Below are 24,198 nucleotides of genomic sequence, written 5' to 3'. Positions count from 1 at the left end.
TAGAACGTAAAAATTTTCGCAAAAAGGTTAATTGGAGCGGAAGGTGCGAGATCCTCAAAAATGCATTCGCATTTTCTTCATGCGGTGTCAATTCGTGGAAGCATAATCAATGTTCTGCAGGAGTAGTGGGACAGTTAAGGCCCGGCAGGAGCAAAGCGACGATGATGCTCACCGCCCACCTCGCGGTTCGCTGAGCATCCTGGAGCGGAATTCAACCAACCTCTTCTCAAATAGCAACAAAGTTTGTGAAGAGAGCCTATAATTAAAAAGGTCAAATGCAGTGGTTTGTTTCCGGCAGGATCGCTACCAAGTACCAAAATGTCCTATGACGGTCTCAAACTGATAACATCAACCGGATATCTATCGTGCAGGGCAGTTCAACAACCAAATTTTTGAACCTTTTGTGAACACTTCGACTTTTTTCATCTTACCATGCAAACGGATACATTTCTATTCTTTTTTACCAAACGGACATGCAACAAAAGCGGAACCCGGTAAGCCATGTCACGGAACGCTAATAGTATTTAATAGAAGACTACAAAGAAATCGTGGACATTAATTTATGGGGAGTAATTTATGGAACTGAAATTGGATTAATAAACACATCATTAGTTTGTAAAGTGAGTAGAGAAGCTCGTATATCATAACAAATATCGCATCCTTATTCTATTGGCCCTATTGTTTAAGATCAATGGAATAAAATCATCACTGTTAAATAATTGAAGCCGTTATCTCTAGGGTTACTTTGAGATTTTAAAGCCACTCTAATATTAGTGGACCTTTAAATTACATTTTAAGTTTTAGGAAGGAGAGAGGTGGATGGAAGCCCTCTGGATAGAGTATGCTTGGACATTGTTAATTCTAATCGGATTAGAAGGATTGTTATCAGCTGACAATGCCCTTGTACTAGCCGTTATAGCCAAGCATTTACCCGATGATCAGAAAAGAAAAGCGATTAATTACGGGATCATTTTGGCTTTCGTTTTCCGATTTGGTGCACTTTTTGCCATTTCTTTTATCGCAAACGTCTGGCAGGTACAGGCGATAGGAGCAGCTTATCTACTTTATTTAGGCTTAAAGCATGTCATTCAGGCTCGGTTCGGGAAAGAAAATGAGAATATTCATAAGGACGATGAAAAGGAAGCCGCGGGGAAAGGTTACTGGCCCACAGTAGGGAAGATTGCTTTAGCTGACCTCGCTTTTGCAATTGATTCGATCCTAGCAGCGGTTGCTTTAGCACTTGGTCTTCCGGATTCACCGCTCGATGACTTCGGCGGCATGGATGGAGGACAGTTTCTTGTAATTGTTCTTGGAGGGATTGCTGGTCTCATTTTGATTAAGTATGCAGCAACATGGTTTGTGCAACTTCTTGAAAAACGTCCCGCATTGGAAACAACAGCATATGCCATTGTGGCCTGGGTCGGTGTCAAACTTGTTGTCATTACTCTTGCCCACGAGGATATTGATATCTTAGATCATGATTTTCCTCACAGTACCACATGGACTTTGATCTTCTATGGAGTACTAGTTGCTATTGCACTAATCGGTTGGTTTTCACCGAGCAATAAGGCAGTCGAGGGAAGTAAATCCTGAAAAGGTCACAAAGAAAGAAAAGAGGAAGGTGTGTATTTAACCCATACTCCGCGCAGGTTATGACCATCAATAGATTTTTACAATGAAATAAAAACCTAGGAGACGATCTTCGATTAGTCGACAGTAGTCTAGTTGAGGATTGTTGATTCGACATCAATTGCACATACATCTCCTAGTCTTTAGTTAGCTTTTTGTTTTTTCTACAACGTTCTTGGTTTGCGGTTGTGTGAATATATGCGCTCTATTTCAAGGAAATCGAGAATTCGCTTTACTTGGGAACGTCTCTTCTGGGCTAATAACCTTACTTTCTGCCCGTTTTGTTCAAGATGAACAATTTGGACCGTATCCAGAATTTCTAACACGGACCCTCCAGTTGATCGAAGGCTTTTTCGTTTCCCAAACAGTTCTAACGGTTCGTCTTCTTGTTCCAGCGCTTTTCGGATCAAATACTCGAATAAGCTATACATCATGGGGCTTTAGTTGAATAAGGCTTATTAAAATGATCGACCTCATCATTAAATGGTACTTACTTGGATTGGACTTTCACCAACTAGCAATTAACGGCTTGCTGGGCACGCTGATTAAAACCGCATGTTCAGCCACACTCATAACATTACTTCCTGTCACTTCGACAACGGATTATATAACAAGGGGGACTTAGTAATGGCGAAATCAATATCCCAAATTGCTCATCCTATTTTGAACGAAAAAGAAATTCAAAACCGTTTTCAATGTTTTTTAGATATCTTTGAAATGCATTCTCGTCATGGAGTAACTTAAAATACACAAGTTGTTTCTATTAACTCAGTATATGGTATTCCACTGTTGTTCTAATGAAGCGGGAGTTTTTGAAGATATCATTCCCCTTACCAAATGTGATAGAGGTTCCCCTATAGCTGATTCAGCAATCAATCTTCAAGATTACTATTTGCTTCACTTTTGTTTTCCTTTGTTCTAGCTAACTTTATTTTGTACATAATTGGCAGTCTTTGTTATGGTTATATATTTACTCAACTTTCGCACCCCAAATTAGGTAGGTATACCCTGATATAACGGGGCAGACCTGCCATCCATTGTTGGAGTTGACTTTTGATAAGCTTTCTGAATTTGCTGTTCGTGCTTTTTAAGGTATCTTGAAGAAGCTCGATGAATTGTTGAAGCGCAATAGCCCAATCGAGTTCGACAATATCATCACAGAGTTCGTAAAACAACCCACCAAGTGTCCGATCCAGTATTATAATAAAAGCATAAAAAACCATTGATGTTAGGTAATTACATATTGCTTTAATATCCTGTTTTTTAAATTTTTGCTATATGTGATGAGATGAATCGCTGGTAGGTAAAACTACTTAGTAATTAGCCCATCATAAAATAGACTGTGTATATACTATACACAGTCTATTTTATGGCGGGCTATTTTGATTTTAAAAAAGGAGAGTTATAATGCTGAGAATAGTTCTAGTAAAATGATCATAACTAGTTGGAACAGATCCTTAATCTCTACCCTAACGCTTACGACAGATATCATATAACCGTTATTTCGTGACACTTGTTGATAGTAACGCAACATCAACAGTACCATATATGTCTAGAATAGGCTCAGGGGAATCATATGATGTGATTACCAAAAAATTACTGATATTTGGAATCATCGTAGTGACCGCTATTCTGATGAAAGAGCAAATGGTAATCATTCAATAAACCGATCGAAAGTAGAGATGTCTCATATTGGCGGTTAAAATTATCAAATTTAAATTTGTAGTTGAGGTTAAACGTATAAAGTATTATAATAAAAATATAAACGCAAATATGAAAGATCATTGATGTTGGGTAACAACAAATTGCCTTAACGTCCTGTTTTTTCGTTATATATGGTGAGATGGATTACTAGTAGGATAAAACTGCTTAGTTATTAGCCCGCCATAAAATAGAACGTGTATTTCAATTATACACACTATTTTATGGCGGGTTTTTTGATTGTTTAATAAAGGATAATTTTAAAGAAATTTACAATTTAGTAAATGACGCACTTATGGAAATAATAATGTACATGATATTCTTGGTAAGGTTTTGGTGGTTTTGTCCTCATAGTCAATTATTTTTTGCCAACCAAGTAGTTAAAAAGTTTAATCGAAGAGAGATGAGAAACTGAATGACAAAAAACATTGAACATCAATTCAATATGCTAGTCCGGGAAATACGTAAAGAGTGTGTTGGGAATGGACCGAGAGAAATTACCACTCGGTTTGTAGGTCCTTGGGCGATAAGTGAGATGAAAGGGAATCTGACGAATATAGAAAAGTTTATGATCAAATCAAAAGAAGGACATCAGATGGTTCATCAAGCAAGGACCACATTAGTGAAAAAAATTTATGAAGATCCTGTAAAGGTGAACAAGCTTGAGGAATTAGTTCAGGCGAAATTTATCAGTGTTTTTACAGATATCAATATAGATACGGATATTGCAATGACAATTTACGTGTTTGACAAACCTATTATGGTCAATAGTGATATTAAAAATGAAATACATGAAGCCAATCAATAGATGTAAATGGTTCAGTTACTATTTGAGATATTCTCAACAAACTCGAATATCATTGAATTTTATTCCAATCTTGTACACTTATACATTTTATGATAATTGCACCGCATCCCCCCTTTGGATATGACTTTCTAAAGGGGGGGGAGAAGAAAAGGGTGCAGGAATTGAAAAACCAGCTGCTGGGAATGGGCCATCGCTTATATGAGTGGCAGCCTAAGGTTTATAAAGTTATCCCAATTTCCTCTTAAAGGAGGTGATGCGCGTAAGAGAGGATTTGGCNCGCTTATATGAGTGGCAGCCTAAGGTTTATAAAGTTATCCCAATTTCCTCTTAAAGGAGGTGATGCGCGTAAGAGAGGATTTGGCTTCGCTTTGTACCAGTTTTCACCGCCTATCGTTCGTCTGTTCATCACTTTTTGTGCTTTCGCTAACTTTTCCTCTAGTGAACGGAAAAACCTTGGATTGGGGTAGACGGTTCCATCCGAAAGAATAGCAACGTTTTTTAGACCAACGTCCACTATCGACGTGTTGGTTTGCGGTAATGGAATGATTTTCGTTTCTGTCATTAGAGAAACAAAATATTTACCAGAGGGATTTCTCCTGTCGGTAACACTCAAAATTCGTCCTTTGACTTCACGGCTTTTTGCAAATCGGACAAGGCCTAGTTTGGGTATTTTAATAGAGTTATTTATGACAGCTATATTTCCGTTTGTAAATTTCGTGGTATAGGATTGAACAGGATTCTTTTTAGACTTCAAACGTGAGGGGCAGGAGTTTTGAGTTAAAATGGAGGACAGAACATAATAGCTTAATAAAGGGGAGGAATTACATGAGTGATCAGCCAAGTGTTCTTTTTGAAGTAAAGAATCAGGTGGGATGGATCAAGCTGAATCGATCCCGCGCCATCAATGCGCTGTCTTTGGAGATGGTTGAAAGCATCGAAAAGCAGCTTCACCAATGGAAGGAAGACCAACAAGTCGCGTTGATTTTTCTTGTGGGGGAAGGCGATAAGGGATTATGCGCAGGCGCTGATATTCGCTTTCTCTATAACGGAAGGGGAACGGACCTCGAAAAAACGGCTCTTCCATTCTTTGCAACGGAATACCGGATGGATCTGGCCACCCATCAATATCCCAAGCCCATACTTGTCTATATGAACGGAGTCGTCATGGGGGGCGGGGTTGGCATTTCCTTTGGCTGCAAGCATCGGATTGTGACGGAAAAGACCAAATGGTCGATGCCAGAGATGAATATTGGCTTTTTCCCTGATGTGGGAGCCAGCTATTTCTTTAACCAAATGCCTGGCCACATCGGTCGCTATCTCGCCCTAACGGCTAGCATCATTAAAGCTGCGGATGTTCTATATATCAGAGCAGCCGACCGGTTCATGCCCAGTGACCGCTGGAATGACCTTAAGAGAGAGATGGATGAAATGAAGTGGACGAAAAAGATCGTCGCAGAACAATTGAATCAGCTGTTAGATGATTTTACCTCCACAATTATGCCCGGCTCATCGTTAGCTGCGATGCAGGAGAAAATTGACCTGCACTTCGCTTTTAACACGGTGGAGGAGATCATACATTCCTTAAGCCGGGCAGTGGAAGCGGGAGATCCGTGGGCGTCTGAAACAGTTAAAACGTTAATATCCAAATCTCCTACCTCCTTAAAGGTGACCTTACAGCAACTTCATGAGGGAGCTGGAAAATCCTTAGAGGATTGCTTTCGCATGGAGTTGTCCTTAGTCTTGAATCTTTTGAACACCCACGATTTTTACGAAGGGGTACGATCTGTTGTAGTAGATAAAGACCGAAATCCGAAGTGGAATCCTTCGGCGATTGAAGAGTTGAGTGAGGAATATGTCGCCTCGTTTTTCCAATATCCGTGGAAGGGTAAGGATCCGATGAGGACGGAGCCTTTGCCAACTCATCATAAATAGGCGAAAAAGCGTCCTTATTTTATTTGAGGACAAAAATAAGATTAGGGTGTAGTGAATGATTTATCAAAGATTTCGGAGCGCAAAAGAATTTTTAAACAATGTAGATGATTTCTTAATGGAAGATGAAGCAATACATAATTTAACGCTGGGGATTTTATACTAAGCAACCGTAAAAGAACAAAAAGAACCGGATGGCCGATAGTGGAGTGAGGATTACTTAAATATTTATGTAAATCAAGTAAAAATCCTCGTTATGTAGAAATTTCGATTGAATTTCGTGTGCCAGGTTTCGCATTAACATACCCCTAAATTAGATGTTTTTTTATTTTTAGCTATCAATTGAGCTTTTATACTAAGGAAGTGTGTTTAAGGCGATGAAAAAAATTCTTCACAGTCAAAACCTTTGTGACGAGCTGCTTTTTACGTTAGGCATTAATATCCATTGGGTCTATTTTGTTCGAGGTATGGGGATTCTCGGCTTAGTTTACGTGGTAACTCCATTGCAACTCTATTTCGTGGCAGCTACTTTTTAGCTGATAGGAAACAGCCATTACTCCATTTCTTCTTTGATAACGGAAATAAATTCATGGTCTAAGATGTAATTTTTTACTTTTTCACTCTAAATGGATTATCGCGTTACAAGAATTACGATGAAATATAATACCATTGCATTCAAACCAACCGGAAAAGCAAAACGGGCATATTGCAGGCTGGTAATTTTAAGCTTTCCAGCAGCAATAATATTCGGAATGTTTCCTGGTATTAGCATTCCTCCACTGACCATAAGTCCCATTAAAATTGCTTTTATCGTTGGTTCGTCCATTGCAGGACTAATTTCTGCTGAAGCCAATGTAGCGTTGTCCAAAACTGCCGAGATCATGTTTAACCAGTACAATACTAATGGACTTAAGTCTAGCAAATATATCCCCATAATAAACAAAAACACTTCTAGATTCCGTTCGACAATCTTTGTAAAAGGCAAAAATAGTACAAGCAATAATATTATTGTCAATCCAATTATCATAAACGTAGCCCCCCTTGAAATATAATTTTGAAAAACTGAAGTATTTGACTTTTCCTTTCCATTCATTATTAATTTCAACACAACTTTTTGCAATTTTTCGGACATTATTCTATTTCCTCTTGTGACAAGGTTTCTATAGCTTCTCTAATATTTGAGACATCAATATATATTTTCGTATCCTCTCCAACATATATTGCTTTAACGTTTAACTTTCGCCATAACGCTCCGAATATAGCATTTATTTGACCTGGCACACCAGGTGAAATCCAGTACTTGAAGGATCTTTTTCGCTCGAACATTAACACCAAATCGACACCAAATGATTTTATTAGATCTGATACCACACGGAGGTAATTGTTACTTTCAGAATTAGTACTTCCCACTACGAGTCTAATAAGGTTTTGATTCTTTAACTTTGTTTGTACTTTCCGTGTGGTTATTTAAATTATTGTTCTAAACGGTTGTCTATGTCGATCGCCTGTTTGTCAGCATAAAGTATTAAGAATGTTAACGAATATAGATAGGTGAATTGACGTGAATAATACTAAATTAGATTACGTTGCATTGGGAGATTCATTAACTCTCGGAGTTGGAACACTTATAGCTCCTGGCTTTGTTCCTAGATATGAGGACGCTCTTAGCATTTCTGCACATGCAGATGTTAAGCGTAAAGTGTTTGCACGGAATGGAGCAACTTCGAAGGATGTATTATCTTTCCTATCAAGAAAAAATGTTCAAGAGGCTATTCACGGGGCAGAGGTTATAACAATAAGTGCTGGTGGAAATGATCTCATTCGAGCAGCGAGATCCTACATTGCTTCTAATGACAAACGTTTTTTTGAAGAAGTTCTTTGGCGATGTATGAAGAATATATCGGCAATTTTAAACACGATTATCGAGCTGAAATCGATTGGCAGGCATCCGTATATCATCCGTTTAATCGGACTCTACAATCCATTTCCGTTTATTGATTTTAGTGACAACTGGGTAAAAGCTTTTAATAGATACTTAAACAGCTTTGAGGAAAGCAACATTGAAGTTGCAAATATATATGTTCCTTTTAAAAAAGCAGGACGTAAAGTACTCTCCATCGATGGACTTCACCCAAATGGCAAGGGATATGAAATTATTTCAGAGGAACTAGTGAAACTTGGATTCGAGCCACTATTAAACCAATAAGGAAAGCGGAAGCGCCCTGTTCAGGTGCGACAAGCGCTGGAGATTCTGTAACATAACACGCTTTTTGTGTTTGTGGAAGAATTGAAGCGACCTCGAGCACCTGGGCGCTGAAGCTAGACATTACATCTAGCATCAAAATTTTATACCTTCTGCTTACCTTCTAAGAAAAGACTGACTTTATTTAATGGTAGATTAATTTCTCCCATAAAATAAGCCAGTCTTATACATACTTTAACATTTAAGAAGCTACATGATCTTTGCCCTCTGATACGTTTAGGTTTACTTCATGGATTGTAATTTCCGGTCTTGATCCGACTCGAATATTAAATCCAGTTTGCCCAAGTCCCTCACTTATATAAAATGGTTTACCTTTTATATGATGCAAGCCCTTTACCATTTGCAAGTGGACAAGCTTACCCATCTTAATCAAATGATAAGGTTTGGGCCAATGAATTTGTCCCCCATGAAAATGACCAGATAATAAGTAATCAAACGGTGAATCATCCATATCGAGAACGACATTCGGGTCATGTGTGAGTACAAGATTAAATCCAGAAGCAGGTAAGTGCTTATACGCTTGCTCCAAATCACTATGACCTGTCCCGTAATTGTCTATACCAATGATATTGATCAGTTTCCCTTCGATCTCAATTGACATATTTTCATTTCGAAGCGTTGTACAATTATACCGATTTAACATTTCTTCCAGCTCTTGAAAGTTGCGATCTTTTAATACATAATCATGGTTTCCAAAAACAGCATATATTCCATGCGTAGGATTTAAGCGTTGGAATACTTCTAAATATTGAGGTAATTTTGGAATGCTGCGTTTTCGATCCAAAAAGTCACCCGTTAATGCAATGAGATCAATCGATTCATCTTTTAACGATTTATATAACTTTTCTGGAGTAACTGAAAGGTTCTCTAAATGTAAATCAGATATATGCAAAATATTAATAGAATGGTTCGTTTCAATTTCAGGGGAATTAATTTTAATTCTATTTAAAGCAAACAAATGAGTGTTCTTATAGGCACGATAAATTCCAAAGAATATAGCAGTCAGTATCAGAATAAAACCATACAACAAAAAAATCCCCTCCCTATATACAATTATAGGAAATAAACTGGGGATTGGAACCGGTAAATGATGGGATATTATACGCGATACCGTTCTAACAATTGTTTTTTAGACATTATTAAATAATTTGGCTCAGGAATCTTGATTGATTTTTGCGTTTTAGGGGATGTCGATAACATAAAAATCGGCAGTAAAGCAGTTAGTTTGAATGCGCGATAACCTTTACTAACTATCGAAAAGGTTTCAAAACCAAGACGATGACAGCCTTTATTTAGAAGTGTAATACCGATTATTCCTTTAATCTGGTTTTTTTCGGAGTGTGAATCTAAATAGCTTGCAACTTTTGGTAATGAGCTTTGAACAAGCTTGAATAAGTGGCGGGCTTTGTGAAGATCATTTTTTTGATTAGACATCATCCGTAATAAGCGTACATTATGCAGATGTATTTTGATCAATAGGTCATTTTTTTCAATGGCCGTACCATCCATTAGCGTAATGGATCGACCCATATATCTCGTTATTCGTACTCGAAAGATACAAGGATCCTCCTTGTTTTTTTCTAAGTACCTTAGTCTGGTGAACATAAAGTATAAAGGGTCAATTAGTTCCCAAACCGTAAGTGCGTAGCCTCTTATATTCATGTTCTTCTTTATCTCCTTCTAAATGTATGCTTCCTCAATATTGTCGGCAATACAAATAAGGATTATTGATGGAAATAAGAGGATGGTCTTCGTATTGAATGATTTCGAAAAATGAATCAAACACTAATTGTACGTGTTAAAAAGGGGGACAAAAAGGTAGCGAATCGTACTTTTTAACCTCTAATAAATAAAAACGGGCGGATTCTTATGAAATGTGCATTAATGTTACCTTTGTTATCAATCTCTTCTGGCCATCATCATGTTGCAGATTCCATCAAAGTTGAATTGGAACAAGATGGGGAATATAGGTGTATAAAAGAAGAGCTTTTATCTAACACTTTTGGGCTTGGAGAACGATTTATTTCAAATTTCTATTTAAGATGGATCCAATTCAGTCCCAAATCGTATACAGCAATCTACAAATTCACAGCACAAAAACCTGTTGGAAAAGACGTCCGATATACACTATTTGAGGCAATGTTCCTAACAACCCTCCAAAAAATAATTGAAAAATACAAACCATCAGTAATTATATGTACACATGCACTCCCTTCGTATTTATTAGGAATAATGAAGAAGAGAGGGGAGCTTTCTATACCTGTCGTCAATGTCTATACCGATTATTATATAAACAACATATGGGGAAGGCAGTTTATAGATATCCATTTCGTCCCTGACCAAGTATTTAAGCACTCCCTAACGAAAAGGGGAGTACCTTCTAGTCAGATTTATGTTCAAGGAATCCCCACTCACCGCACGATTCGATCTTCTTCATTTCGAGGGCACACCAGAAAAGAGAAGTATCATGTTCTCATTTCTGGTGGTAACTTAGGGACAGGGGACTTATACCGTTTTATCCGTCAATTAAACCCAGGTGGAAGAATTCACTATCAGGTTTTATGTGGGAAAAATAAGGGGTTGTATGAAAGGTTGACACGACAGCGAATTCCAGCGATTGAGCCTTTGCCTTATATCCATTCCCGTGAACAAATGGATCAGCTTTATAATGAAAGCGATGCTATTGTCACAAAACCTGGTGGAGTTACGGTAGCTGAATGTTTACAGAAGCGTCTCCCTATTTTTGTTTATGATTATTTACCAGGACAGGAAAAATACAATCTGGATCATTTAAGTGGTCAAAAACTTGTGAATCCTTTATTACAGTGGGATGATATCGAAAAAAAATTATTGCTGCTGTTGGATAATGAACACGTTTATTCCACCGCCCAATCCCATATCGAAAATTATCACAATCGAATGGATTCCAAAAGTATAAACGAAGGTTTCAAGCAAGTACTACAAGGACTGTAATTGTGATTCGTATAATTCTTGCGTTTTCACTCACCCTATTAAAGGTTGTTCAAAAAGTCCGGTAAAAATAGCTGTTGAACTTCAGATATTCTAGCTTTTTTTAACCTCCTTTTTGAACTCACCCTATAAGTGATGAAATGGAGCTGAAGGAGATAAAAATGAAGAAAACTATAGTAACGCTTATGGTAACAATCATGTTAACAGTAATTGTCCTCGTGAGTGCTTGTGATAATAAGAACGATTCCAATGAACAAAAAGGCATGGAAACAAAGATCACCCACACAAATGATCCTACTATATTAAAGTCAATTGATGATCTTAAAGGCGTAGAAGATATAAGGATGGTCCGTTCGAGAAATAAACTTCTTGTCGCCATTAAGATCACAAACTTTGATCGATTCCAACTCGAAGAAATAACAGGTAAAGTGAAGAAAAAACTGAAAAAACAACACCCGGATAAAGAAGTGACGGTTTCTTCTGATAAAAAAATCTTCTTAGAACTAGACCGTTTAGATAACCGAATTAAGAGCGAACAACTAGGTGAGGATCAGATTAATAAAGAAGTAGAAAAACTAATTAAACTCTCTAAGGATGAAGGTTAATAACCAAAGCGATTAAGCGTATCGTAAAAGTCCTTTAGAAACTCAAAAAAAAGCTTTTCTGATGGAGCAAGCTCTCGGTTTTTTGGGATGATGATACCAACTGTTCGAGTTACATTTGGTTCAATCAGCTCAATAGACACAGTTTCACGATCCTGGATATCGTGAAGGGTGATTTCCGGGAGCATACTCACACCAAGTCCTGCAGAAACTAGCCCTTTTATTGTATCAACATCCTCTCCTTCAAAAGCAATCCTCGGACTAAAACCGACCTGTTGACATGACCTCATAATTAAATCACGCAAAATATAACCATTTCTAAAGACAACAAATGGATCATGACGTAATTGACCTAATCTAAGCTGTGATTGATCAGAAAGTGGATGACTCTGAGGTAAGAGAGCAAGAACCTTTTCTGTAAAAAAGATATGGCCTTTTAAGTCCTTTTGTTGTCCAGGAACAGGCGAAACAAATGCGAGATCAATGTGACCCTGAACTACTGCATTGGTTAATTCATGAACGGTACCTTGTCTAAGTTGAAATCCGATTTGTGGATGGTCCTTTCGAAATGCAGAAATAACTGAAGGTAATGTTTTTGCTGCAAGACTTGTTGGAAAACCAAGACGAATTGTACCTGTTTCCGGATTTAAATATTCATAAACCTCTTGTTTAGCCTTATCTAACTCAATGATAGCAATCTTGACATGCTCTAAATAAATTCTTCCAACGGGTGTTAAACGAATATTACGTCCTTCCCGGAAGAACAGGTCAACCCCAAGCTCTTGCTCCAAGTTGGATATTTGGCGGCTTACCGCAGATTGTGCGACATGTAGCTCGGCAGCTGCATCACTAACGTGTTCCATTTCAGCTACTTTTATGAAGTAGTAAATTTGCCTCAACTCCATTGTATCAACCCCTCACAACCAATCATTCTCATTTCGAGAACGTTATGATCGAATATATATATTGAAAGCATAACAAAAAATCAATAGTATGGATACTAACAACTAATTCTGAAATTTACGAATTTAGATAAATTTAGATAAATGGATGAGGTGATTGATTGAATCGTACAGGATTACCACCAAAACAAGGACTTTATGACCCGGAATTTGAAAAGGATGCATGTGGAATCGGTTTTATCGCACAGATAGATGGGATACAGTCACATCAAATGGTTAAGGATGGACTCAGTATTCTCTGTCGACTCGAACATCGTGGAGGGCAGGGACTGGATCCTGATTCTGGTGATGGGGCAGGGATCATGCTACAGCTCCCAGATCAGCTCTTCCGAAAAACATGGTCAGAACATTTACCAGTTAAGGGAGAGTACGCCGTTGGTATGGTCTTTCTTCCAAACGATGAACTTGAAAGAAAACGTGCTGAACTGTTAATTGAACAAAAGATAACTGAAGAAAATCATGACCTGATTGGCTGGAGAACGGTACCTGTTCAAGAAGATGTTGTTTCGACAACAGCTCAGCAAACAATGCCGTTCATCCGCCAATTTTTCATAAAAAAGCCTGATTCAACTTTTTCAAACGAGGTGTTTACACGTTCACTATACATGATTCGTAAGCGAATAGAACGGGAGGTTAAAAGACAAGACTGGCCCGAAACACTTCCCTTTTATATTGCAAGCTTATCAACAGATGTCATTGTATATAAAGGAATGTTAACATCCTACCAGTTAGACCAGTTCTATGAGGATCTTGCTAATCCACTTTGCGAAAGCACCTTTACAATGGTCCACTCCAGATATAGCACAAATACTTTTCCTTCGTGGGAACGTGCCCATCCGAATCGGATGATCATGCATAACGGAGAAATAAATACGATTAAAGGAAACATGAACTGGATGAAGGCTCGTGAAAAAGCCGCCTCGTCATCTGTTTATGGGAAGCGACATTCTGAATTATTGCCCATCATCTCAGAGGCTGGCAGTGATTCTAGTATGTTTGATCAAGCATTTGAATATATGGTTATGAACGGCAGACCGCTTACTCATACAGCTATGATGATGGTTCCAGAAGCGTGGGATTTAAATACACAGATGACTGATCCTGAACGTGCTTGCTATGAGTTTCTTAGCTGCAAAATGGAACCATGGGACGGCCCAACCGCACTAGCCTATTCAGATGGAAAACAAATTGGGGCGTGTATTGATCGGAACGGTTTACGACCAGCCCGGTATTATTTAACAGATCAGAACACAATTATTTTCTCCTCAGAGGTCGGTGTTCTTGATATTGAGCCACAACGAGTTGTTCAGAAGGGCCGTCTTGCTCCAGGGGAAATGATTTTAGTAGATTTAGAAACCAATGAAATTATTCTTAACCATGAACTGAAAAAGTCAATTGCAAATGAGTTTCCATACCGTAAATGGTTAGATGACCGTTTACTTGCCCCTAAACCAGTAGAACAGGTCATTCGCGAATCTATTTCTGAAGATGAACTATTAACCTATCAACTGGCAAATGGATATACGAACGAGGAATTAATGAAAAATATTGTACCAATGGTGAAGGAGAAGAAGGACCCAATTGGTTCGATGGGTAACGATACTCCACTTGCTGTATTATCAAATAAACCACAGTTATTGTTCAACTATTTTAAGCAGCTTTTCGCCCAAGTTACGAACCCACCAATCGATGCAATTCGTGAAAAAGCAGTGACTTCGACCAAGACTTATCTCGGTCCTGAGGGAAATCTATTGGAGAATGGACCTGGGGATTGCCAAAGAATTCAATTGTCAACGCCACTCTTAAAAAAGAATACGTTCGATTACTTACTTAATGGCATGGGTAAGGGATACAAAACAGATTGTTTTTCCACTTTATATAAAATAAACGGGCAAAAGGATAACCTGGAACAATCGTTATCTAATTTATTTAACAAGATCGAGCATAGTGTAATAAACGGAACGAATTTAATTGTTTTATCAGATCGTGGTTTAGATGAAGAACATGCACAAATCCCTTCTTTAATCGTAGTCAGCGGTCTTCATCATCATTTAGTTAGGGCAGGTTTGCGTACGAAAGCAAGCATCATTATTGAGACAGCGGAGGCACGAGATGTACACCAGTTCGCCTTATTAATCGGCTATGGAGTAGATGCGATTTATCCGTACCTTGTTCATCGGACAATTGAACAGCTGATTAATGAGAAGCATCTTGATGAATTTACCTATGCCGATTCTGTTAATCAATATATGGAGGCAGCGACATCCGGTATTGTAAAAGTAATGTCGAAAATGGGGATTTCAACGATCCAAAGCTATCGTGGTGCACAGACCTTCGAAGCAATTGGAATTTCTCAATCAGTCATTAATCGTTATTTCGATGGAACCTCTTCAAAATTAGGAGGTATTGATTTATTTACAATTGCAAAAGAAACAGAAAGTCGACATCAATCGGCTTTTCAAGAAAAACAATCATTAGAATCCGGAGGAGCAATGCAATGGCGTAGTGATGGAGAGCACCATGCATTCAATCCAGAAACGATACACACTTTGCAGCATGCGTGTCGAACAAATAATTTCAACTTATATAAACGTTTCTCTAACCTTGCTTCAAATGAGACGATTACATTTTTACGAGACCTGCTGGAAATTGACACAACAACCTCCTCTATACCAATTAAGGAAGTAGAATCAGTTGAATCGATTTGGAAACGATTCAAGACAGGTGCAATGTCCTATGGTTCGTTAAGTCAGGAAGCCCATGAAATTTTAGCGATTGCCATGAATCGCATCGGTGGTAAAAGTAACAGTGGCGAAGGTGGGGAGCATCCTGACCGCTTCAATCCAGATGAAAACGGAGACAATCGACGAAGTGCAATCAAGCAAGTGGCATCAGGCCGATTTGGAGTTACAAGCGATTACCTTGTCAATGCAGATGAACTTCAGATTAAAATGGCGCAAGGAGCAAAACCAGGTGAAGGTGGCCATCTTCCAGGCAAGAAGGTGCATCCATGGATAGCTGAAGTAAGAGGATCTACCCCTGGGGTCGGCCTAATCTCTCCACCACCCCATCATGACATTTATTCAATTGAAGACCTGGCCCAATTAATCTATGACTTAAAGCACGCCAACCCGAAGGCGCGAATCAGTGTCAAACTTGTAGCAAAGTCAGGTGTTGGGACAATTGCTGCCGGGGTCGCGAAAGGAAAAGCTGACGTCATTTTGATCAGTGGTTATGAAGGAGGGACAGGTGCATCTCCAAAAACAAGCATTCGACATGCGGGGCTACCATGGGAAATTGGATTAGCAGAAGCACATCAAACATTGCTCTTAAATGGACTTCGTAGTTCTGTTGCGTTGGAAACCGACGGGAAGTTAATGACAGGAAAAGATGTTGTGAAGGCTGCTTTATTAGGTGCAGAAGAATTTGGTTTTTCTACAGCACCACTTGTTGTACTTGGTTGTATTCTTATGAGAGCCTGCCATCTTGATACATGTCCTGTAGGAATCGCAACACAAGATCCAGAGCTCAGGAAGAAATTCATTGGAAAACCTGAACACGTGGTTAACTATATGCGATTCATAGCTGAGGAAATGCGCGAAATCATGGCCCAATTAGGGTTTCGAACAGTGAATGAAATGATTGGTAGAACGGATAAACTCAAGGTTAGCACAAGATTGAATGAACATCCAAAAGCGCAAATGCTTGATTTGGCACCATTATTATTTACTCCTGAGCCATTTATTACGAACTTTAACACTGAAAATCAAGATGAACGTATCGACCATATCGATGAAAAAGTTCTTATTCCGATGTCTAAACCGGCACTTATGAAGGGTGAACGTGTTTCATTGAATGTTCAAATACAAAATACAGATCGTGCAGTTGGAACAAGGTTAGGATATGAAGTAACACGTAGATATGGGAGTGACGGTATTCCTAATGATACAATTCACACTACCTTCAAGGGTTCAGCAGGACAGAGTTTTGGAGCGTTTGTCCCAAAAGGTATAACTTTAAACCTTAAGGGAGATGCAAATGATTATGTTGGAAAAGGTCTATCGGGTGGAAAGATCATTGTATCTCCACTAGTTAAACCTAGAGTCCGTCAAATGCAAGAGACAACAATCGGAAATGTAGCCTTATTTGGAGCAACCTCTGGCGAAGCATATATAAATGGTGCTGCCGGTGAGCGTTTTGCCGTTCGTAACAGTGGAGCAAATGCTATCGTAGAAGGAATCGGTGATAATGGCTGTGAATATATGACTGGCGGCAGGGTCATTGTTCTAGGCAATGTAGGAAAGAACTTTGCTGCAGGGATGTCCGGAGGAACAGCCTATGTTTGGACGATGAATGTCGATTCTGCCATTCAGAATTGCAATAAAGAATTGATTCAATTTGAAGAGTTAAATCAGTTTGAAGAAATGGAAGAGATCAAACAGATGATCCAATATCACTATATATACACAGGAAGCTTACGAGCTCGTTATATTTTGCGGCACTGGAGGGATGTAGTCACTCAATTTGTCAAAATAATCCCTGTTGAATATAAACGTATGCAAGCAGAACTCGATAATCGAGTGGTACAACAACCTACGAACAGCTCGGACTTAGTATCACTATCATAAAAGGGAGGGAAGCAAATGGGTGACCAACATGGTTTTCAAAAGTATTCACGTAAAGAGACTGGAAATCGTTCAGCTTTTTTAAGAATCGAAGATTGGAAAGAGTATACAAAAAGACCTTCCGAGTCTGATTTGAAACAACAAAGTTCTAGATGTATGGATTGCGGCACCCCATTTTGCCATACTGGGATGGAATGGGGAGGGTCTACCGTAGGGTGTCCCATCAATAATCTTATTCCTGAATGGAACGAACTTGTTCAAAACGGGAAGTGGGAACAAGCCCTGCACCGACTAGAGGCAACAAATAACTTTCCAGAGTTCACTGGTCGGGTTTGCCCTGCACCCTGTGAAGGATCTTGTACACTTGCCCTTCATAGTGATGCCGTTACAATCAAATCTATAGAAAATGAAATTATTGAAAGAGGGTTTGAGAATAACTGGGTACAGCCATCTCCTCCAGAAAAGAGAACGGATAAGCGAGTTGCAATAGTAGGTTCAGGTCCAGCCGGATTAACAGCAGCCGATCAGCTAAACAAAATAGGGCATACCGTTACGATTTTCGAAAGAGAGGATCGAGCTGGTGGATTATTAATGTATGGAATACCAAACATGAAGCTGGAGAAGGAAGTTATCGAACGTAGGGTTAACCTTTTAGAAGCAGAGGGGATCCGGTTCGAACTTAATACAGAGATCGGAAAAGACATTACTAGTGATCAGCTAGAAGCGGAATATGATGCTGTTATTCTTTGTATAGGATCACAAAAACCAAGAGACTTACCCATTGAAAATAGAGAAGGTAATGGAATTCATTTTGCAATGAACTATTTGACCCCCTCTACAAAAGCATTTATGGAACAGGAACATCTAAACGATTCATTGGACGCTGAAGGGAAGGATGTTATCGTAATTGGAGGCGGCGATACAGGGGCAGATTGCGTTGCGACTGCGTTGCGACAAAAGTGTAAGAGTGTCGTCCAATTTGGTAAACATCCATCATTACCGGAAGAACGTGAAGTGAACAATCCTTGGCCACTTTTTCCACTAACGTTTTCACTAGAATATGCATATGAAGAAGCTATGCAAAATCTTGGTAAGGACCCACGTGAATATGAAATTATGTCAAAGGAATTTAAGGTGTCCTCGGATGGAGATGTTCAATCACTAAGCACGATTCAAGTAACAAAAGAGGTAAAAGACGACGGAACAATTATTACAAGTGAGATTCCTGGTACTGAGAAGGAATGGCCTGCCCAACTCGTCCTTATCGCAATTGGATTTACTGGTCCTGAATTGGCACCTCTGGAAAACTTCCGATTAAAGGAAGATGACAGAGGAACAATTTGGACAGAAGAGAAAACGTACAAGACGAATAAGGAAGGTGTATTTGCTGCAGGGGATGCCCGTCGGGGTCAAAGTTTAGTCGTTTGGGCCATTCGTGAAGGTCGCGAGGTCGCAAAAGAATGTCACGAATACCTGGAAAACTCTAAGATAACTGCTTCAATTGGATAAACACAAAAGACAGCGGGTAATTTATTAATATCCAATATAAAGGAGGCCGTTACTTTGGGACGAGGTAAAAACTTTAAACACAAAAAACAAGGAACGATCAACCGACCACCTGAAGGGGCAAAAATCGCACGAGAAGAGTTTTCGCGCGAAGAACCTATCGATTTAGAAAAGCTTGAGGATAAGAAAAAACAGTAATACTTCAACAAAGTTAATCAATGCTACAAAGAGGATGCAGGTAAATCAGCATCCTCTTTGTTTTCTTTTAGAAAATAAGAAGGGATGAAATTAACGACCTTTGCCTTCTAAAACATAACACTTAAGCTAAAGAAAACTTGGCAAAGCCAAGCCTTTGGCGCCGGCTGAGCTTTAGTTGCGCTTATACTATAGAAAGTATTTTTATACTTTCTTAACGTGTTAAAAAGCCGATTTCCTTAAAGAAGTAGGAAAATCGGCATTTTGCCTTTCTTAAAACTGTTTCTTTCAGATATCGTTTTGCTGATCATTCACTTCATCTTTGATTTCTTCACGCAAGCCGTCAATGCTTTCTTCGCGTCGCTGATTTTTTTGTTCAATCTGCTGCTTTTCTTCTTCACTGAGTTCTTCAGAATGTGCTTTTTCAAAATCTTTGGCCTCATTCATATTTTGCAGCGTGTTGCCAATAATATTTTCGATTCTCTCCGGGTTGTTAGAACGGTCGTCTGGTTTTGCCATGATTCACTCCTCCTTTGCATTTTAAACTTAGTATGTACCTAAGAAACCGGTGTATGTGCATAAATGTATCATTTTAGGATGAACATTAATAGTGTATAAAGAATAAGAATTTCATGTCAGACCTACCTGTCCAAAATGTGAGAAAAGAAAAAATTGGATTTAGTAAGGTAAGCTTGTGGATCTTTTAAGATTCACATGTTTCTTTATAGAGGGTAGTGAGAGTTTGTCGATATACCCGCCTTACTTTTTCGATTCCAGAATACTATACTTTTTAATTCTACGATAAAGTGTTCGAATTCCGATGCCAAGTTCTTGTGCGGAAAGTGCTTTTCCTTTGTAGTTATATCCGTATTTATCCAAAGTGTTTTTGATCATATCCTTTTCCAATTCTTCCAAGTTTAGCTGTGAATTTTGTATCCCCTCTTCTGATGGTTTTAACAATCGATCTGGTAAACTTTCCAAAGTGATCTGATTAGATGTTTCGAGGTTTAAAGCATATTCTACAACGTTTTCCAGTTCTCGGATGTTTCCGGGCCAATCGTAGTCAGTTAAGATTTCCATGACCTCGTTTGAGAAAGAGTTTATTTTTTTCCCTGTTTTAACATGAAATTTTCGCAGAAACTCATTGGCCAATAATTCAATATCATTTTTTCTAATTCTTAGCGGTGGTAAGTGAAATGGAATGACATTTAAACGATAATATAAATCAGCCCGGAATTTCCCATTATCAATTAATTGTTCGAGGTTTTGATTGGTCGCAGCGATAATTCGAACGTTAGTTGAAATAGAGCGAGTCCCCCCAACACGAAAAATACTACCATCCTGAAGCACCTTTAATAGTTTTGCTTGTAAATGGAAAGGCATATCTCCAATTTCATCTAAAAATAAAGTGCCACCTTCTGCTAATTCAAAATATCCTTTTTTTCCTCCCTTTTTTGCTCCTGTAAAAGCTCCATCCTCATAACCATATAATTCACTTTCAAACAGAGATTCTGGGATGCTTGCGCAATTCAACGGAATAAAGGAACCGTTGGAGTGAATACTTGAATAATGAATCGCTTTTGCAATAATACTTTTTCCTGTCCCTGTTTCTCCTGTGAATAATACCGTTGAGGTGCTATTTTTAATACGCTCAATTTTGTTTTTAAGATCAATTATTTGGGTACTTTCCCCTTTAATTGCGTCAAGGGAAAACAGTCGAGATCGTTCTAAATAACGTTTATTATTCCTACTGCTATTATTTATACGGAAAACAAAGCCGATTATGGAATTGTTATTTTTTATAGGTGAAGAAGTTAAACTTGCTTTGAATTTTTCAATATATATATCATGTATATCATGTCCCTTCTGAAGTAGTTTCAATACATCATTTGGTATATATGTTATTAAACTATTAGATTTTAAGTTTAAATCATTCAGCCATACTTGGGCTTTTTGATTGCAATGATTAATTTTGCCATGACTGTCACAAATTAACAAAGCTTCTGTAGAAATATTCAACGATTCCTTGAAAACTTTCAGTACATTGCTTAATTGATGGTTTTGTTCCTCTTGCTTAACTATTGAGACAATCAGTTCAGTCAATCCGTTCAGAAATTGTATGTATTCATCCTTATATTTTGCAAGTCTATGTCTACCTTCCTTCGTAAAAGAGGTCAATGAAATAACTCCTAAGGATTGGTTGTCAACTTTTATGGAATTTAACAATTCGATTTTGGCAGGACAATCAAGGTTGAATCGGCAGCCCGAACAGGAATCCATATGGCCAGGGCGATCCACTAGGAAAGACCCTTGGTCAAAAGCCGTTTTTATTGAAGGGAAGTGTACTGTTTTTCCTTTCCTCATCTCATAACGTTGAGTTGAAATAAACAATTGTCCATTTGCATTAATGATAGCAGCATCAATTTTTAAAATGTTTGAAGCTCCGACTAGTAATTGTTCAATGATTGGTTTGGACATCTCCATAGAAATCATCCATATCACCACCTGTTTCAAAGTATTCCTTACTAGTTCAGTATAAACACTATTGTCAATATTGGCAATAGACTGACAACTTTGTCATACATTTTTTGCAAGACCTTTTATTAATAACATTTTTTTCAAAAGAGTTTATTCGTAAAACATGGATTGTAAAAGGGAATACAGTATAAATGATGAATTTTTTTTGAAAAAAATAAGTTGGCACATTATTTGCATTATAGAATTGTGAGAATAGAAAAAGGAGTGCAATCAAAATGGTTAAACATCAAGATCTATTTGGTCTAGAAAACAAAGTAGCGGTTCTTACAGGTGCTGCCTCGGGTATTGGGTTTGCAACGGCTGAACTTCTTGCTGAACTGGGTTCAAATGTCATCATCCTTGATATTGATGAAGAGAAAGGGAAGGTAGCAACGGAAAAGATTCTGGCGAAAGGGGGAGAAGCATCTTATTTTAAATGTGATGTTACATCAAGCTCAGATTGTGAAATGGCCATTAAAGAAATTGAGACACAATTCGGACGTATTGACATTTTGTTTAACAATGCTGGAGTTATTCGTCGTCGCAATGTTGTAGACCTCGAAGAAAAAGACTGGGATTTAGTCCTTGATGTATCTCTTAAAGGGGCTTACCTATTGTCCAAGTATGCGATTCCCGTCATGGCAAAGAACAATGGCGGCAGTATTATTAATACCGGATCGGGTTGGGGATTGAAAGGAGGAAATGAAGCGGTGTCTTACTGTGCCGCTAAAGCTGGTGTTGTAAACCTAACGCGGGCTATGGCTATTGATCATGGTAAACAAAATATTCGTGTGAATTGCGTTTGTCCTGGGGATACGGACACACCTTTATTAAGAGATGAAGCTAACCAATTAAATGAAGAAGAAAATGCATTTTTAGTCTCTTCTGCTCTGGGAAGACCAATTGAAAGACTTGGAACGCCTCGTGACATTGCGAACGCGGTGTTATTTCTGGCAAGTGACTTGTCTACTTGGGTTTCAGGAACGGTCCTAACCGTTGATGGCGGAGGGCTAGCATAATGAATTTTGAATCATTACTTGACTCTTTGAACTACCTATAAAACAAGTATGGAGGTTGAGATAATACATGATCAATCATAAAAAAAACGCACATCCTTATATTCCGAATACAGCTCCAAGTGTCCAAGCGGAAATGTTAAAAGAAATAGGTGTCGAAAGCATTGATAAGCTATTTGACGGAATTCCTGACGAATTGCATTTCAAAGGGGAAATGGATATTCCAAAAGCACTAACCGAGTTTGAATTACGTCGTCATATGGAAGGCCTTTTAAATAAAAACAAAAGCAGTAATGAGTACATCAACTTTTTAGGTGCGGGTTGCTGGCAGCATTTCGTTCCCGCTGTGTGTGATGAAGTGAACCAACGTTCTGAGTTTTTAACTGCCTATGCAGGTGAACCGTATGAAGACCATGGACGTTATCAAGCACTTTTCGAATATCAAAGCTTAGTAGCTGAATTAGTTGATATGGATGTTGTCAATGTTCCTACTTTTGATTGGGGGCAGGCAGCTGCCACTTCCATCCGAATGGCGGCAAGAATGACTGGACGAAGTGAAGTATTATTGCCAAAAACGATCGCGACCGATCGTTACAAAATTATAAAAAACTATTGTTCCCCAGATATTGAATGCAGACTTGTAGACTATGATGAGGAGTCAGGGCAGCTTAGTATAGAAGATTTAGAGGAAAAGATTTCTACCAAAACAGCAGCGGTTTATATTGAAAATCCGTCATTTTTAGGATTCATAGAAACTCAAGGGCAAGAGATTTCAGACATTGCCCAACAGTTTGGCGCAATCAGTGTTGTTGGGGTTGATCCAAGTTCACTAGGCGTTTTAGCACCTCCAGCACATTACGGTGCAGATATTGTGTGTGGAGAGCTCCAACCTTTAGGAATGCATATGAACTACGGCGGTGGCCAAGCTGGTTTTATTGCAACACGTGATGAGGAGAAGTTTATACAAGAGTTCCCATCCAGACTGTTCGGAATCGTACCGACCATTGTGGAGGGGGAGTATGGATTTGGTGACGTTGCCTATGAACGCACTTCCTTTGCTTTACGTGAAAAAGGGAAAGAATCGGTTGGTACGCAAACGGCATTATGGGGAATCACAGCTGGTGTTTACTTATCTTTGCTAGGTCCGGAAGGCATGCACGAACTCGGACAGACGATCTTGCAAAAGTCTCAATATACGATTCAACAACTGGATAAAGTGCAAGGTGTTCAATCATCACGTTTCAAAGCAACAAGTTTTAAAGAATTTGTTGTTGATTTTAATCAGACAGGAAAAACAGTAGAAGAAATTCATAATAAATTACTAGATAACGAGATTTTTGGCGGTAAGGATTTATCTAAAGATTTTCCAGAATTAGGTCAGTGTGCATTGTATTGCGTGACAGAAGTTCATTCGAAAGAAGACATTGATAAGCTAGTTTCATCCATTAAGGAAGTAGTAGAAAGTGAATGAATTA

Annotated in this window: 17 protein-coding genes and 2 pseudogenes; 11 read left to right on the top strand and 8 right to left on the bottom strand. The window is 38.6% G+C overall.

Annotation, left to right across the window (positions count from 1 at the left end; all coding sequences use genetic code 11):
- Positions 1-819 precede the first annotated feature (819 nt).
- The gene (locus NON16_RS03605; protein ID WP_257347160.1) at positions 820-1,593 is read left to right on the top strand and encodes a TerC family protein; all 774 of its coding nucleotides are present in this window, start codon (positions 820-822) and stop codon (positions 1,591-1,593) included.
- A gap of 1,010 nt (positions 1,594-2,603) precedes the next feature.
- On the opposite strand, the pseudogene NON16_RS25825 reads toward NON16_RS03605, so the two are convergent.
- Positions 2,604-2,822 (bottom strand): annotated as a pseudogene (locus NON16_RS25825) (IS4 family transposase); the annotation flags it as partial.
- A 923-nt stretch (positions 2,823-3,745) separates the two neighbouring features.
- Here NON16_RS25825 and NON16_RS03595 point away from each other — a divergent pair.
- Positions 3,746-4,138: a Na-translocating system protein MpsC family protein gene (locus tag NON16_RS03595; RefSeq protein ID WP_257347158.1), complete on the top strand. Its 393-nt coding sequence runs from the start codon at positions 3,746-3,748 to the stop codon at positions 4,136-4,138.
- A gap of 361 nt (positions 4,139-4,499) precedes the next feature.
- Here NON16_RS03595 and NON16_RS03590 read toward each other — a convergent pair.
- Positions 4,500-4,913 (bottom strand): annotated as a pseudogene (locus NON16_RS03590) (RNA-guided endonuclease InsQ/TnpB family protein); the annotation flags it as partial.
- 50 nt (positions 4,914-4,963) lie between these two features.
- Here NON16_RS03590 and NON16_RS03585 point away from each other — a divergent pair.
- Entirely contained in the window at positions 4,964-6,070 is a 1,107-nt protein-coding gene (locus tag NON16_RS03585) for an enoyl-CoA hydratase/isomerase family protein (protein ID WP_257347157.1), read from the top strand.
- A 628-nt stretch (positions 6,071-6,698) separates the two neighbouring features.
- Here the strand turns inward: NON16_RS03585 and NON16_RS03580 are convergent.
- The gene (locus NON16_RS03580) at positions 6,699-7,094 is read right to left on the bottom strand and encodes a DUF1646 family protein (protein ID WP_425589722.1); all 396 of its coding nucleotides are present in this window, start codon (positions 7,092-7,094) and stop codon (positions 6,699-6,701) included.
- A 534-nt stretch (positions 7,095-7,628) separates the two neighbouring features.
- Here NON16_RS03580 and NON16_RS03575 point away from each other — a divergent pair.
- Complete coding sequence (locus NON16_RS03575; RefSeq protein WP_257347155.1) at positions 7,629-8,273, top strand: SGNH/GDSL hydrolase family protein; 645 nt, start codon at positions 7,629-7,631, stop codon at positions 8,271-8,273.
- A 238-nt stretch (positions 8,274-8,511) separates the two neighbouring features.
- Here the strand turns inward: NON16_RS03575 and NON16_RS03570 are convergent, their stop codons facing one another.
- Positions 8,512-9,360, bottom strand: coding sequence for a metallophosphoesterase (locus NON16_RS03570; protein ID WP_257347153.1), 849 nt, complete (start codon positions 9,358-9,360; stop codon positions 8,512-8,514).
- Between the two features lie 68 nt (positions 9,361-9,428).
- On the bottom strand, positions 9,429-9,992 hold the full coding sequence (locus NON16_RS03565; RefSeq protein WP_257347151.1) for a YkoP family protein: 564 nt from the start codon (positions 9,990-9,992) through the stop codon (positions 9,429-9,431).
- Between the two features lie 207 nt (positions 9,993-10,199).
- Here NON16_RS03565 and NON16_RS03560 point away from each other — a divergent pair, with 207 nt between their 5' ends.
- Complete coding sequence (locus tag NON16_RS03560) at positions 10,200-11,303, top strand: MGDG synthase family glycosyltransferase (RefSeq protein ID WP_257347149.1); 1,104 nt, start codon at positions 10,200-10,202, stop codon at positions 11,301-11,303.
- A gap of 158 nt (positions 11,304-11,461) precedes the next feature.
- Positions 11,462-11,905 (top strand): YhcN/YlaJ family sporulation lipoprotein, encoded by a 444-nt coding sequence (locus tag NON16_RS03555; protein WP_257347148.1) that lies wholly within the window; start codon positions 11,462-11,464, stop codon positions 11,903-11,905.
- Here NON16_RS03555 and gltC read toward each other — a convergent pair.
- Positions 11,902-12,807, bottom strand: a complete 906-nt coding sequence (gltC, locus tag NON16_RS03550; RefSeq protein WP_257347146.1) for a glutamate biosynthesis transcriptional regulator GltC — start codon at positions 12,805-12,807, stop codon at positions 11,902-11,904. The genes NON16_RS03555 and gltC overlap by 4 nt on opposite strands.
- 158 nt (positions 12,808-12,965) lie before the next feature.
- Between gltC and gltB the strand changes: the two genes are divergently transcribed.
- From gltB to NON16_RS03535, 3 genes are read left to right on the top strand one after another with little or no spacing between them, the layout of a single operon-like run.
- Positions 12,966-17,492, top strand: a complete 4,527-nt coding sequence (gene gltB / locus NON16_RS03545; RefSeq protein ID WP_257347144.1) for a glutamate synthase large subunit — start codon at positions 12,966-12,968, stop codon at positions 17,490-17,492.
- Between the two features lie 15 nt (positions 17,493-17,507).
- Positions 17,508-18,998, top strand: a complete 1,491-nt coding sequence (locus NON16_RS03540) for a glutamate synthase subunit beta (protein WP_257347142.1) — start codon at positions 17,508-17,510, stop codon at positions 18,996-18,998.
- A 54-nt stretch (positions 18,999-19,052) separates the two neighbouring features.
- On the top strand, positions 19,053-19,193 hold the full coding sequence (locus NON16_RS03535; protein WP_257347140.1) for a hypothetical protein: 141 nt from the start codon (positions 19,053-19,055) through the stop codon (positions 19,191-19,193).
- A 285-nt stretch (positions 19,194-19,478) separates the two neighbouring features.
- On the opposite strand, the gene tlp is transcribed toward NON16_RS03535, so the two are convergent.
- Positions 19,479-19,709 (bottom strand): small acid-soluble spore protein Tlp, encoded by a 231-nt coding sequence (tlp, locus tag NON16_RS03530; RefSeq protein WP_257347138.1) that lies wholly within the window; start codon positions 19,707-19,709, stop codon positions 19,479-19,481.
- Between the two features lie 240 nt (positions 19,710-19,949).
- Positions 19,950-21,683 carry a sigma-54 interaction domain-containing protein gene (locus tag NON16_RS03525; RefSeq protein ID WP_257347137.1) on the bottom strand — a complete coding sequence of 578 codons (1,734 nt, stop codon included), beginning with the start codon at positions 21,681-21,683 and terminating at the stop codon, positions 19,950-19,952.
- A gap of 260 nt (positions 21,684-21,943) precedes the next feature.
- Between NON16_RS03525 and NON16_RS03520 the strand changes: the two genes are divergently transcribed.
- Both NON16_RS03520 and gcvPA read left to right on the top strand, forming a co-directional pair.
- Positions 21,944-22,726 (top strand): SDR family NAD(P)-dependent oxidoreductase, encoded by a 783-nt coding sequence (locus NON16_RS03520; protein ID WP_257347136.1) that lies wholly within the window; start codon positions 21,944-21,946, stop codon positions 22,724-22,726.
- A 67-nt stretch (positions 22,727-22,793) separates the two neighbouring features.
- A complete protein-coding gene (gene gcvPA / locus NON16_RS03515; RefSeq protein WP_257347134.1) occupies positions 22,794-24,194 on the top strand; it encodes an aminomethyl-transferring glycine dehydrogenase subunit GcvPA in 1,401 nt (466 codons plus the stop codon).
- Positions 24,195-24,198 lie beyond the last annotated feature (4 nt).

The organism is Pseudalkalibacillus decolorationis, assembly GCF_024609785.1.
GTDB classification, from domain to species: Bacteria; Bacillota; Bacilli; order Bacillales; family Fictibacillaceae; genus Pseudalkalibacillus; species Pseudalkalibacillus decolorationis.
Note: the sequence above shows the minus strand (reverse complement) of the source record. Positions and strands in the feature narration are given on the sequence as shown.